General features: G+C 46.1%; 8 protein-coding genes. All 8 read right to left on the minus strand.

All coding sequences use genetic code 11. From position 1 onward, the window contains the following. Positions 1–75: 75 nt before the first annotated feature. Positions 76–2,730 carry a TonB-dependent receptor plug domain-containing protein gene (locus AC3AP5_RS09100; protein ID WP_487326561.1) on the minus strand — a complete coding sequence of 885 codons (2,655 nt, stop codon included), beginning with the start codon at positions 2,728–2,730 and terminating at the stop codon, positions 76–78. Positions 2,731–3,018: 288 nt separating this feature from the next. Further along, positions 3,019–5,919, minus strand: a complete 2,901-nt coding sequence (locus AC3AP5_RS09105; RefSeq protein ID WP_487326562.1) for a TonB-dependent receptor domain-containing protein — start codon at positions 5,917–5,919, stop codon at positions 3,019–3,021. Between the two features lie 251 nt (positions 5,920–6,170). Further along, positions 6,171–9,131 (minus strand): TonB-dependent receptor, encoded by a 2,961-nt coding sequence (locus AC3AP5_RS09110; protein ID WP_487326563.1) that lies wholly within the window; start codon positions 9,129–9,131, stop codon positions 6,171–6,173. A gap of 134 nt (positions 9,132–9,265) precedes the next feature. Then, complete coding sequence (locus AC3AP5_RS09115) at positions 9,266–9,919, minus strand: 3'-5' exonuclease (RefSeq protein ID WP_487326564.1); 654 nt, start codon at positions 9,917–9,919, stop codon at positions 9,266–9,268. Next, on the minus strand, positions 9,919–11,757 hold the full coding sequence (locus tag AC3AP5_RS09120) for a DUF294 nucleotidyltransferase-like domain-containing protein (protein WP_487326565.1): 1,839 nt from the start codon (positions 11,755–11,757) through the stop codon (positions 9,919–9,921). The genes AC3AP5_RS09115 and AC3AP5_RS09120 overlap by 1 nt, the downstream gene beginning before the upstream one ends. A gap of 70 nt (positions 11,758–11,827) precedes the next feature. Continuing rightward, a complete protein-coding gene (locus AC3AP5_RS09125; protein WP_487326566.1) occupies positions 11,828–13,534 on the minus strand; it encodes a sodium:solute symporter family protein in 1,707 nt (568 codons plus the stop codon). Between the two features lie 6 nt (positions 13,535–13,540). Beyond that, the gene (locus tag AC3AP5_RS09130) at positions 13,541–13,807 is read right to left on the minus strand and encodes a DUF4212 domain-containing protein (protein ID WP_006954159.1); all 267 of its coding nucleotides are present in this window, start codon (positions 13,805–13,807) and stop codon (positions 13,541–13,543) included. Positions 13,808–13,972: 165 nt separating this feature from the next. Then, positions 13,973–14,581 carry a hypothetical protein gene (locus AC3AP5_RS09135; RefSeq protein WP_487326567.1) on the minus strand — a complete coding sequence of 203 codons (609 nt, stop codon included), beginning with the start codon at positions 14,579–14,581 and terminating at the stop codon, positions 13,973–13,975. Between the last annotated feature and the right edge of the window lie 631 nt (positions 14,582–15,212).

A 15,212-nucleotide genomic window follows, 5' to 3' on the forward strand; every position in this document is an offset into this window, starting at 1 on the left:
ACAGTTCTATCATACCCCGATAATCACGCATAAAAAAAGACTCCCGAAGGAGCCTTTTTAAAACAATTCGTTGAGTTAGAATTGAATTTGATAGCCTGCTACAAATTCGCGTCCAATGTGACCTCGAACATACAGCTCAGGATTGGTGTATTGCCCACTGCTGTTCAGCACCGGATCCTCGTCAAATACGTTGCGAACACCCAATGTCGCTTTGCCATATTGACCGAAATTATATGAGAAAGTCACGTTGTGGTAAGTCGTTGATTCAAGTTCACCAGCAAAGTTGTACTTAAAGCAATTCGAATCGCCACAAGACGTGTCAAGCACATCGGTTTCGCCCGTTGAGTCAATGTAGTCCGTTGTCCATGTCACATTGAAGTCGTTAATCGCATATTGCAACATCAGCTGCGAGCGCAATTCAGGGGCACCAGAAGAACCTGACATATCTTGGCTAGGTCCGCCAAAATAAACATCTTCTTCGACGTCCATCATATAAGTGGTACCAAATGTCGCGTTAAAAAGTCCTGCACCTAACGGATATTCGGCTGCGATTTCCATGTCGAAACCTCGACGCGCCAAAATAGAACCGTTTTCAGTGCGCGTGTAAACATCACCCGCAATAGTTCCATTGTCACGGCGTTGCAAATCGAACGCCGGATTTGCCGCTAAGAATGAGTCTAGATTACCGCCAAGCTCAATATTAATTAAGTCTTGCACTGTGACATCTGAAATAACATTTTCAACTTTTAGATCAAAGTAATCTAACCGGAAATCCCAGTTATCAAGTCCTGAGTAAACAATGCCCGCATTGATATATTCTGATTCTTCAGGACCTAAGTTATTATTACTCTGAATCTGGTTATCAACCTGAATCTCTGGGCACTCGGTTAAGTCGACGCCGCTGGACTGACACGCCACATAATCGTAAGCATAGGTTGACGAATACTGATCTTGTGCTGACAGTTCTTCTAAAGACGGTGCACGAAATCCTTCACTATACGAAGCTCGTAGCAAGAGAGCGTCCATAGGCCGGTATTCAGCTTTTAAACTACTGGTGCTTGCAGATCCGAAGTCGCTGTAGTCGTCATAACGAAATGCTGCACTGACAGTAAGGTCGTACGTGAATGGCATCGCTACTTCATAAAAATAGGCTCTAACGGTACGATCCTCTGATGCGGAATTACCTGCACCACCACCGACTAAACCGGCTTCTGACTGTGCATCGTATTTATTTTCGAACACCTGCTCATACATTTCCCAGCCAAAATAGTGCGCAATTTGACCGCCTGGTAGTTCACCGATATTAAAACCCATACCGGCGTAATAGTGATCAAAAATGGTCTTGCCTTCGGTCAACGTAGTGATACCCAGCTTGTCAGAATTTTCGGGTGCAAATGGGTCGCGGCCTTCTGCTGCAAGCCAGTTCAGGGCTGATTTACTCAAATAGTCACGCCCAACCGTTTTATAGTCCATTTCGGCACGCTGATAGTAGACTTCCCAGTCGATGTTATCTAAAGCAAAGCCACGGAATCCAACTACATAGTCTTGTTGGTAATCGTCTACATAGCCATCCCGGTTACCTGCTGGATACCAACGAAAATAACCTGTATCGAGCGTTTCATCATAAGGGTTGTGGGATGCATTCGCTGGGATATTTTCCCACTTCGCCGCGGCTGGCGCATATCGACCAAATGAACTGTTTTTAGCGAACATACCGCGCATATACAGTTCAACGTCGTCGTTAATCTGGTAGTTTCCATTCACCATTAATGAGTTACGATCAGTCGAAGCCATGTTTGTCGATACACTGGAATAGGCATATCCACATACCGTCCCCTGACCGATACCACCGTTTGCGGTACCTTGGTCGAGTACACCCACAAAGCCATCCACGTCTTCTGTCAGTTGACCACATAACGGCGATGCCTCATAGTTTCCCTCAGGATTAACAAGCGTCGCACCGTATTTTGAAATACCAATCGTTTCATCGTTTAACGAGATGACACCATCACCATTTTCGTCGAACATCTGTGGTGCTGTGTACGGACGATCACGGTCATAGATCGCGTCACGTGTCTGATGCTCGAACACCATAGTCAGATTACCACGATCTGACGACGTACCTGCGGTGATACTGAAACTCTCATTATCACCCCCTTCAGCCTCCGGACGACCGACTTTGGTGTTAATTGCGACACCTTCGAAGTCGTCTTTTAGGATAATATTAACGACACCTGCGACGGCATCAGAACCATATACCGCTGAAGCACCATCTTTAAGCACCTCAATGCGCTCCACAGCCGCCATTGGAATCGTGCTTAAATTAGCCGAAGAGCCACCCAACGATGGTGAACCGGCTACGCGTTTACCATCGAGTAAAACTAGCGTACGACTTGCGCCGACACCAAGTAAGTTAACCGTAGACTGTGATTGTGCTGAGCTACCTGAGCTTGGTACAAATGAGCCAAACGAGTTCGAGGTAAGATTACGTAACGCATCGGCAACCGATAAGCGGCCTTGATCTGTCAGTTCGTCTGCGGAAAGAACCTCTACAGGAGACGCACTTTCTAGGTCTGAACGCTTAATGCGTGAACCCGTAACTTGAATTTTTTCGATATTGCCTTGCGCTTCAACAGTATTGCTGTCCTGCGCGACAGCCAACGCTGGGGTTGCTAGACCACCCGCTACAGCGAGAGCAGTTAAACTCTTGCGGAAGGTACTATTCGTCATGTTTTTCTCCCTGGTGTATGTTCTTATTCTGTCGCTCATCAGAGGATAAGTGACGTGAATGAGCGGTCATCGCTCAATTGAGGTCTTTGCGATGCCGCACCGACTTTTAACGCCAGCTGAGGAGAAATTCAACTAAATGGACCTGTTAAACGAACTGTTTGACCACCTTTTAGTCGATATGCACAACTCATAGTCAAATGTATCACTTTAGGTTAACAAGTGTTCTTTGGATGTAAAAAAGGCAGCTGAAGCGCTGCCTTTTGCATATAACTCATTGAATTTAAAAGATTACATGAATTGATAGGAGATACTCGCGAACACGTAGCGTCCGAGTGCATCAAAATACCCTGGATAGGTATTACCATTACTACCTGGCGCACCGGTTAAGTACGGCGGATCATTTTCAAGCACGTTATTCACGCCTACACTAATCGTCGTGTTATCTCCCCAACGGTAACGAGCAGTTAAGTCAAGATAGTTTTCTGCATCGATATCTTGCGGTCCACTATCAAGTTGCTGAGTCTCACCAAGGTACCGCCAATTTGCAGAAACGGCTAAGCCGTCGTTGTTTTCCCATGTCGCTCGCAAGTTATGTTGCCACTCTGGATTTGGCGCACCACATACGCCTCCCCAATAGCCCGCACACTCATACACACGAAGACCGACAACCGGCTGAGTATCAAACTTAGTGAAATAAGTGCCCACTAGGTTGAATTTGAGCTTGCCAAAATCATTATCAAAGCGAATGGTATAACTTGAATTTAAGTCAAAACCAGACCGCTGCTCAAAACCAATATTCACATTAGTCGCAATGATATTATCTTGACCCAACCAAAGTGAACCTGTATCCGGACCGCGATTAATGAGATCACAGAACTGCGCATCACCGGTATCCAAACACAAATCGAGCGTGGTTTCAGCTGCGACAATACCAATGGCATCCTCAACTTTTATATCGAAGTAATCTAAAGAAACATCGAAATCCCCTTCCATTGTGCGATAGACAAAACCAACAGATATTGTATCTGAGGTTTCAGGCTCTAGATCGGGGTTACCTCCTGAAATCGAGTTGTATTGGTTAGCTGGACTTTGTGGGATATTGCCGTACTGCGCCGAAGTGACACCGGTGCGTTGACACTCCTCTAGAGTAGCTTCTGGATCAGCACCACCACACGGATCTGAATCCATATCGTACAAACCGATAGACTGAGCTTGATACAATTCACGAATGTTGGCATGACGTGCCGAACGCTGGAAGCTACCACGTACCTTCCACATCTCGTTAATATCCCAACCTAAAGCTAACTTGTAGGTATCGGTTTCTTTGGCTGTTGAATATTCCGAATAGCGATAACCAAGATCCATTGTAAGAGTGTCCGCCCAGTCGGCTCCCTCAACCAAATAGATTTTTGCTTCCGAAAAGATTTCATCAACACTTAAGCTACCGGAAACTCCGATTGTAGGCCCGCCTTGACCGGCCCCATCACCTGATGTAAAGCCACTATCGGGTTGGAAAACGAGCTCTTCGCTGCGTGTGGTCGCGCCCAGCAAAAGCTCGACTCCACCGACGGCATAAGGACTGCGGATACCATAGTCACCAAGGTTACCGATCACATAGGCAGTATATTCACGCAAATTAGTTTCACCATTGGCATAGAGCGGTAGCGTTAGATAATCGAGGGCTTCTTGGGTAATATTTGGCGCAAAGATATTCCAAGGCACGCAATTTGGATCAACACCACTCAAAGCTGCGGTACAGACCGCCTCCCCAGTGTCGGGATCCGTTGTGACGTTGAGTGCTCGTCCAATATTGGTAATACTGAAATCATTAAGATAGGTCGAACTTAATGTCACGTTACCGAAATTAGCAGAAACATCATAACTCCACGTATCGTTCAAATATCCTCGAATTCCGAACACGCCGCGATACGATAAATGCTGAATATCATTCTGACGCGGACCGCCTTCAACATTGCGCTTGCCGATGTAAACACCTTCCCACACATTCGGATCACCTGATACAGTGGCGGGACCACCCGGTCCACACAATACGCTTGCTTGTTGCGGCGATAGGAACGGGTTATCACAACTCAAATCAACCTGTGGAAAAAAGGCACCTGATTCCGCGATCTGTGAAACACTTCGGTCTTTAACGAAGCCAACTTCACCGAAAAACTCCATGTTTTTGTTGATTTCGTAATGACCAAATGCACCGAGTGTGACACGCTCATCGGGACGCTGAAAATAATTGCGAGGACCAAAGTTGTATAAACGCCCGTCATACTCTTGGAAAGTACCTTGATCGATGTAGTAGTCGTAGTCAACGAAATCAGTTAGGCGACCGTCTGGAATGGTGCCGGAGCCACCGCAGGAATAATCTCCAGGTCCACCTGCTAGTGAGCAAATACTATAGTCGCGATTATCTTGTGTAACCGCTTTGATATCGCGATAAGTCGCGTAGCCGGTGATATTACCTTTGCCATTATCCGCATTGACCCCCCAAATGATCGAGAAATCATTCATATGACCATCGCGACCAGAACCTGGCGCCAGGTCGAAGTTAGCGTCACGGGCCGATTGCGCTACATCATTGCTGTTGGGATTATTGTACTGATAAAAGCTGTGCTGATAATCTAGCTTTACGCCCTCAAAATCATCTTTCATGATGAAGTTCACGACACCCGCGACAGCATCCGAACCGTAAGTTGCCGATGCACCGCCCGTGAGTAACTCAACATTTTCAACCAGTGCGCCTGGGATCTGATTTAAGTCTGGCGCGATAGCGCCTTGTAATGGCGATCCCATGACCAACCGGCGGCCATTCATAAGCACTAATGTACGATTAGAGCCTAATCCCCGGAGTGAAATAGTTGCCGTGCCAGTTGCACCGTTTGAATCGGTAGATGTCTGACCTGGAAACACTTGTGGTAAATCGTTCACTAAATCCTCGGTCCGAACGTTACCCGAAAACTCGAACTCCTCTGAGGTTACTTGAGATATAGGACTAGAGCTCACTACGTTAGACGATTGCGGAATACGCGAACCTGTCACTTGAATGCGCTCAGCTACTTTTTCTGCTTGCTGATCGTCAGCAGTAGATTCTTGCTGATCTTGCGCCATAACGGGCATCGAAAAGACGCCAGCAATGGCTACTGCCAACAAATTTTTACGAAAAGTTGTGCTTTTCATGATTTGAAACTCCCCGGAACTTTATTGTTTTTTACCTCAAAATATGTTTGAGGTAATTTGAATTTAGCAATAAGTTAATTTTATGTAAACAACTTGTTACTAAATTATGATTAACTTTATTATTAAGTGTTTGACTTTAAAGAATTATTATGAAGTCAATAACAACTCAATTAAGTACGCGGAGAGCGGATTGGACAAAAAAAAACCACCCCGAAGGGTGGTTTTGTATTCAGTATTAACTGAATGTTCTATTAGAACTTGATACCAGCGCTCAACTGAACGTAGCGAGGCGTTTGGTAAGAAGTTGGTGCCATGAAGTATTCATTAGCATCCCCTGGAACGTTCTCTTCTGCGAACTCGTTACGACGCTGAACTGCTGAAGAGTTCAATACGTTGTATACGTCTGCGCGGAATTCGATTTCAGTTCCAGCCCACTCGGTTACGTAAGTCGCGTTAAGATCCAAGGTTGGAGTCCAGTCTGTACGACCGTAAGTACCACGAGTAATTTGATTGTACTCATTGGTAGTTACGTCACCGTCATTACAGCTCGCTGTACATACGTAGAAAGTATCACCGTATGAAGGCACACCGTTCGGGTGACCGATACCGAATGCATTCAATGGACGACCTGAGCTCAACGTAAAGTTTGCACCTAAACGGAAGTTCTCAGTCAACGCGTATGCACCGTATGCTTTGAAAGTATGACGACGGTCGTTCGGCAAGTAACCGTAAGCACCATCCATCAACTCTGCAAAGTCAAAGTCCTGAGTGATACCCGCATCGTCTTGAGCGATGTCAGACTTAACCAAACCTTCGGTGTTACCGTAGCTTTGAGCCCAAGTGTAAGACGCGTTTAATGACCATTTGCCGTCCCACGCTTTTGCTAAGGTTAGCTCAACAGCGTTGTAAGAACGTTGGCCTTCTGGGAAACCAAGCTCTGCCAAATCGATGTCGATTTTTTCAAGCGCAGTGTCTGCATTACAGTCGGTATCAGCAAAGATAGTTGCAACTTTACCTGGGTTACCCAATACATACGAGCTACCGCCGTGGCAACCGTAGGTATCATCAAGATAACTTTCAACGCTCATGTCATCGATTGCGCCGTTCAATTCACGACGGATGCCACGAACGCCCCAGCTCCAGTTTTCAGCGAATGCTGCTTCATAACCGATGATGTATTCGTCTTGGTACATTGGGTCGATATCTTGGTCGACGAACTCTTTAGTGTTCGGCACGGTACCATCCGCGTTTACGCGGTCGTCACCGATCTTATCGCCTTTAGTATAAGTCAGATAATCGTTGCCGTTGAACTGGTCAATTGAAGTACCTGCCAGTGCAAAGTATTGAGTTACATCATACTCGTTACCAGACATACGTACGTTAGTGTTACTTGCTACTGGTAAGTAGTAACGACCTACGTTTGCAAATACTTTTGACTGACCGTCACCGTTGATGTCGTATGACAAGCCAAGACGTGGCGCATACATGTTATCAACTTTTACGAAAGTTTCGCCGTTACCGTTTTTGTTTTCGAACGAGTCATAACGAAGACCAATCGTTGCTGTTAGGTTATCGGTGATAGTCCAGATATCCTCAACGTAAAGCGCTTGGTTTTCAGTTTCGAAGCTACCTTCAACGGTACGAACGCGCTCTTCAACGTACTCAGTAACGCCTGCCGGGATACTTGCACCGTTATCAAGCTGACCGCCTGGGGTTCCGTCGCGTAGATACACAAACTTACCACCTGGACCTGAATAGCCTTCAAGCGCATTTGAGGTATTTGTTTCAGTATCATAACCGAAGCGTAGCAAGTGGTCGCCAAGATACCATTCGAAGTCCACACGCATCGCTTCACGTTTATCTTGACCTTCTTCAGTCAAGTAACCTGGGCTGCCGATACAACCTGCGAACGTGCCTAGAGGCGCTGCATCGCGAAGATCGTATACGAAGTTACAGTTAGCTTGTACGTTACTGTATGAGGTCAAGTCATATTTGTTTTCACCGTACAATGCTGAAACCGTTAAGTCGTCAGTCAAGTAACCGGTATATTTTACTGACCAGTTGTCGCCACCAGTCTCTTCATACGAAGTTGATGTGTAGTTGAGGCTGCCGTCCGCAGCTACGCGGGAAGCGTCTGTTTCAGTGGTAGCTGAATCCGAGAATGCCAACAGTTCAACTAGATGGTTACTGGTGATTTGCCAGTCAATTTTACCACCGTAGAACGCATCATCAGCGACAGCTTCGTTGAAGAAGTCACCTTGACCAGATGAGTAGTTGTTCTCGATATTACGCGGATTATAGATTGCATAGAAGAACAACGTGTCTTTAATGATTGGACCAGACGCGTAGATGTTACCTTCCATGTCTGAACGTTCGCTATTATCATTACGTACGTAAACAGAACCATCAGACAAGATTGTATTTGGTGCGTTTTCACGCAAGCTCTCTGGTTGATAATAAACGTTTGCGCCGAACTCAAATTCGTTAGTACCGCTCTTCGTGATAGCGTTGATAACACCACCAGTAGAACGACCAAACTCTGCAGAGTAACCACCGGTCTTAACTTCGAATTCTTTGTAGAATTCAAATGGTACGTCTGAGAAGCCAGTACCTGTACGGAAGTTGGTTACGTTCAAGCCGTTGATATAAACAGCGTTTTCCGCAACTGATGAACCACCGAAAGAAGCTAAGTTACCGAAACGGCCATCACCAGCAGTTGTGCTTGGAGCAAGCAATGCAACCGCAGTAGCGTTACGTGGAACTGGGATACGGTCGATTTGAGCTTCGCCGATGTTCAATGACGTACCAGAAGCACGTGTGTCGACCATCGAGATGCTAGTACCTGAAACGTCGATAGTTTCAATACCGCTTGAAAGAGGTACAGTGATTTCACGCGAGCCACCTGCGCTGATTACAAACTCTTGAGTTTGGTTCGGCTCATAGCCGTTAGCGTTAGCAGTGACCGTGTAACGTCCTGTCGGTAATTGAGGGAAACGATATGAACCGTCTGACTCTACCTGAACAGTACGAGTGAAGCCTGTGTCAACGTTACGGATGGTAACAGTTGCACCAGTAACAGCAGCATCGCTAGAAGTCACAACTTGACCGTTAACGGTACCGGTCGTGCTCTGTGCAACAGCTGTTGCTGACAAACCCATCGCTGCTGCAACCGCTGCAGCAGTTAGCGTGCGTTTGAAAAATTGAGATTTCATAATTGGAATACTCCCTGGAATATTTTTTTTGTGCGCCTTAAAACCAAGCGTTGTGGTTTTTGACGTAGAAAGAACATAGCAACCCCAAACCGAATTGTAAACTATATGTTTAAAATATTTGGGGTTGGTGTTAGTTATCTACTTTGTTTTAACAGGAAGCGTAATTTCTCGTTGTGAGGCTTGATTTTTGTGGCCTGCGCCAAAAATAATTCAGCACACGCAATCGCATCATCCATTGCATGGTGACTTGTATATATTGGTAGTCCGTGCCTTGTTCGACAAGCGGCCAAGGTCAATGACGAGTTGTGTAACTGAAATTCATTATCAAAAGACATTTTGTTTTTTTCGAAACTCAGCGTGTCAAAAACGCCCAAAGGCTTAAAATGTAAATTTTCTGTTAACCTGTTGTCACGAAGGTAAGACCAGTCAAGGCTTCGGTGATGGCACACCATAACACACCCGTAAAGTTTTTCTTCCAAGTCTTTTAAGACTTTTTTAACATCACCCCCGCTACTTAGCTGAGCCTTTGTTAATCCATGAATCGTGGGACTTTGTTGTAAATCGACATCGGGGTCTACGCAAAATTCATGGTACTGTGCTTCACCAATTAAGATCATCGGCGGCTTTATTGGAACCCAAGCGATTGACAAGATTTGGTCATTAATAGGATCAAGACCCGTGGTCTCGATATCAATTGCTATATAGGTGTGATCCTGCCAGGGCTTCTGCAACTGCCTGTGCTTTGTCCATGATTGACGGAGCTTGTTTATACTCATCAGGTTACCCATCAATACCCCTGCCGACTAAACTTAAGCCCCACGCCCTGTTGCGCTTGCTTTATAATTTTAAACGCGGTCTTGAGTTGCCGCCGCGATAGCGTGCTTAAACTGTCGGGGTCAATGGCATTTTTAGGCTCGTCGGTATGCCAAACTCGCAGCTGGTGGTCTAGCCTCAGTTGCGTTAAAAATTGCCAAGCTTCGAGTAACGACTGGCGGTCACGTTCGCTAATGAGACGGCTGTCCTGTAATCGCTCAATCCGTTGTGCCGTAGCCGGCTCAGTCAATCCTTGATGGAGCGAGTACAGCCGCACAATGTCATTTATCAAAGCAATACCGTAGCGCTTAATATCAATTCGCTCACCTTGCTTTACATCTTCAGTACGAAAGCGATTAAATAAACCCAGTGGGACCGAAATACGGTTAACTAGTAAAGCTAAGTTGCCAATAAAAAATTCATTTTTTCCAATATCAGCGACTGCCTCTCGAAACTGGTTAAACATTTTTTGTTGCCCGGCTACCGCACGGCTGTCAAAAAATATCTGGCAATACATGAGCGCTTTGGGGGTAGGATGTGTCGTCCAGCGTTCAAAACGTGCCAGCCATTGCTGCTGGGTGCCGCGACATTCAGAGTTCGATGCCATAATATTGCCTGGGCAAAGTGGCACCCCGCAATCATGTAACCCCTCACAGACATACTCACCCAAACGTCTGAACCAGTCTAATTGGCTCTCGGTGAGTCCATCGGCCAACAATAGGCCATTGTCCTGATCAGAGCTCAGGGTTTGATCTTCGCGCCCTTGCGAACCAAAAGCCAGCCAACAATAGCGTGCCGGTGCCGCGCCATTTTCAGCTTCAAATAGCTTAATAAACTGACGGGTCATAGCGTCGGTCAACGAGGCCATTAGTCGTCCTAAAATGGCTGTCTGCTTAACTCGTAAAGCAAAACTATTCAGGTATTGCGGGATTTTCTGTGCTTCCTCAACAAGCTGCGCCCGCGTTGTCGACTTATAAATTGAACTAATTAAATAGACTGGCTCACTGCGTTGCTGCTTTATTAAATCGGTGGCGGTGATCATACCGACAGGGCGCAACTGTTCATCGACGACCGGTAAGTGATGGACGTTATTAGCCGTCATGGTCGTCAGCGCATCTAATAAAGAACGATGGGCAAACACAAACTCAGGCAGATGAGTCATCACCGCAGCGACAGTGACATTAAATCCCAGTCCCTTTGCCACGACACGGTTGCGAATATCACGGTCGGTAAGAATGCCGACTAATTGGTCGTTATCGACTACCAGTATCGAAGAGATACCATTCTCAGACATGCACTGCGCTGCATTTTGAATCGTCGTATCACTCGCGAGACTAATCGGCGCTCGCTGAATCACATCTTCTACACGTTGCTCGGTCCAGTCGTAGTCGTCGTAGCCACCTGTCTTTCCTCGTCGTTCGGTCAGTAAGCGCTCACCATGAGCGTTGATAAAATAACGCTCAAACGCGCGCGATTGGTTGCGTAATTTATCAAACGCGAATTGCGGTAACACGTAAACAATCCCGTCTTCAATACACTGCAGCGTATTGACGATGGCACGGCCACTGAGAAGCGATGGATAACCAAATAGATCGCCCTGCTCGAGTCGCTCGACTAATGTGCCATCTTTGCCTTTTAGGTCAAACACACCCGAGCGCACGATAAAAAGCGCAGGACTGCAATCACGCATAACCTCATTGCAGTTGTCCGCGTTCATGTAGGTGGACTGCATTTGATTGACTGACCACGTTCGCTGTTGTTCGGTTAACTCATCGAACGGGGGGCAGTCTGTTAAAAAGCGTTCGATATCCATAAGTCCGCCTTATAAAAAAAGCTCCGATGCGATGCACCGGAGCTTGCTCTTTCACTCACTGGTTGGGAAATCAGTGATCCTGTGCTTCGCCTGCACCTTTAGGATAGCGGATAGACTCCACCAAATCCTGAATGTCTTTAGGTGCATCGCCTGTCATTTTATGAACAATAAATGCCACCACAAAGTTAAAGATCATACCTAAAGTACCAATACCCTCTGGCGAAATACCAAATAACCAATGGTCAGGTGTATTTAACTCTGGAGAGATAAATTTAAAGAACACAATGTAACTAAAGGTGAACACAATACCCACGATCATGCCGGCAATAGCGCCCTTGCTGTTCATGCGTTTGTTGAAAATACCCAAAATGATCGCAGGGAAGAAGCTCGATGCCGCGAGACCGAAGGCAAAGGCAACCACCTGCGCCACGAAGCCGGGCGGATAGACCCCAAAGTAACCGGAAATCAAGATAGCCACCGCTGCAGCGAGACGCGCATACATCAGCTCCTGCTTATCGGTAATGTTAGGCATCAGATTTCGCTTGAGCAAGTCATGGGAGACTGATGTTGAAATAACCAACAGCAGACCCGCCGATGTCGACAGGGCAGCAGCCACACCACCCGCAGCAACCAGTGCCACAACCCACGCCGGTAAGTCACCGATTTCTGGGTTTGCCAAGACCATAATGTCTCGGTCAATCGTCATTTCGTTGCGCTCATCACCTGAGTAGAACATACGACCATCGTCGTTTTTGTCTTCCCAAGAAATCAGACCGGTTTTTTCCCAGTTCTTAATCCAGCTTGGCGCATTATCATACTCAACGCCTTGCAGATCGGGCCCGTTAACGGTGTTGATCATGTTCATTTTACCGAATGCAGCGATAGTCGGTGCAGTCAGATAAACAACAGCGATGAATGCCAATGCCCAAAACGCTGAACGACGCGCATCACGTACTTTAGGTACCGTAAAGAAGCGAACAATGACATGCGGCAAGCCTGCTGTACCCACCATCAGGGCAGCGGTAATAAAGAACACATCGACTTTACTACGCACACCCTCGGTGTACTCAGCAAAACCCAGCTGGGTCGAGAGCCCATCAAGCCGCTCGAGCAAGAACTGGCCGGATCCGTCGGCGACGGTACCTCCAAAGCCGGTTTGCGGCAAAATGTGGCCTGTCATTAAGAGTGACAAGAAAACAGCAGGTACGATATAAGCGAACATCAACACGCAGTATTGCGCGACCTGGGTGTAAGTAATCCCCTTCATGCCGCCGAGCACGGTGTAGAAGAACACGATGACCATACCGATGATGACACCCGTCGCAATATCAACTTCGAGGAAGCGCGAGAATACCACGCCAACCCCTCGCATTTGACCTGCGATGTAGGTGAACGAAACCAAGATCGCGCACAGCACTGCGATGGTGCGTGCTGTCTGCGAGTAATAGCGGTCACCGATAAAATCAGGCACGGTGAACTTACCGAATTTCCGTAGATACGGTGCCAAACACATAGCAAGCAGCACGTAGCCACCGGTCCAGCCCATTAGATAAACCGAGCCATCGTAACCTGCGAAAGCGATAATACCCGCCATCGAGATATAGGTCGCAGCCGACATCCAGTCAGCAGCGGTCGCCATACCGTTAGCAATGGGGTGTACACCACCGCCAGCAACATAAAAATCATTGGTTGAGCCGGCACGAGACCAAATTGCGATACCGATATACAGTGCAAAGGTCAGACCGACAATAATAAATGTGAGCGTTTGAATATCCATAGCGCATCAGTCCTCGTGAACTTCGTATTTATTATCGAGTTTCGCCATTCCCCGCACGTAAAGGAAAATCAGCACGATAAAGGTAATAATGGAGCCCTGCTGCGCAAACCAGAATCCTAGCTTAAAGCCAAAGAAACGGATTTCATTCAGCACATCCACTAAGAGAATTCCAAAGCCATAGGAAACCACAAACCACACGACGAGCAGTTTAAGCATTAAGCTCAGGTTCTCTTTCCAATACGCTTTGGCATCATCTTCGTTTTTAAATGCCATAACGTCCCCTCCTGTTGTAAGAATAATTGTTAACCTTTGTTAGGGTCGTTAACAAATGTAGGTGGAGTTGTATACAGGTGAAATTGGACTTTGGTCGTAGTGGGTTATTGGGCACTTTATAGTCGCGCAAAATGCGCGACCAACGGAGGGGGGATAATGCGCTAACTACCAACGATACACATCTACCGCGGGTAGATCGAAGAGTTCAGCACTGGGCTCTTGTTCTCTTATTGCTTTGGCTTCTCGAAGGGTCGTCATGAAGTTGGCGACTGTTTTTTCGTGATAAAGAGGAACACCTTTAAGAACATCATAAAGTTGGTCTGTAAACGCAAATTTATTGTTTTCGTAGGATGCAGGGTTTCTCAACAAATCCTTACTTACCCAATAGCTCTCAACAGTTCCAGACTCCTTCGTTGCGGTATATTTGACCAAGTCATATCCCAAGATGCGTTTTTTCTGCTTTGTTTTAATGATGCGTTCAATTCCAAGCTCGGAAAAGCCCTCGGGCTCAGCTGTATCGGTTACAAAATATTTAAGTAAGCCAGTCTTAAATAGGGTGTATTCTTCATTCGTATCAGCAAAATACCAAATTCGATCGACCTGTTCTCCGTTTTTATATATTCGAACCCAATCACCATCTGCATTAAAACACTGCATCTGCTGATCGCCACTAGACTTGAGAACCTCAGCTATAGCAAACTCAGCCCTCTTTTTTTGCTCATGATTATCAGTAGGAACTGCTACGTACGTAACAACGTAATCAATACAACCCACAAACGTTTCAGCATCTAGCTTACTTAAAGTTTGAGAACTTCTCTGCTCTGCGTGACTGTGCTGAGACCTGTATGTTTCCTGAGAGAATGCAGAAGACGAGCTTAGCCAAACAACCAGAAAGATTAGCCACGTTTAACGACATATTCTCCTGATTCCGTTACACCCGAAAAAAAGAAGTGATACCAAAGGCTTACCAACCTTAAAGACACGCAAGTATCTTTTACTGATTAGTTTTTTCACCACAGCAATTGCACTTCCATGAATCATTTATCATTGAATAACAACTCCCAGATATGATGGAAGGGAAACCAAAAAAATGACCGCCGCATTTAGGGCAAGGACTGAGTGCATAAGCTATGTATCTGAAAAAGCCATACGCTACAAATACCATCCCAACTACCGCTAATGGAGGAAAGACCGATCCAGCCAAGACAGCTATAATCGGTAACCAAAAATATGTTAGTGCTTTTTTTAAATGGTAGTATCTTTTCTTTATTATTAAATTCATTTGGATAGCCTTTATTATTAGTGCACGTCTTTTTTAGATGACTCTGAAAACCATCCTTATCGCATCACGTTTATTCGTGTTTCTTTCTATAATCAAAAATTCCAGAGACAGCTAAAAACAAAG

The sequence above is a fragment of the Idiomarina sp. D18 genome (assembly GCF_057748155.1).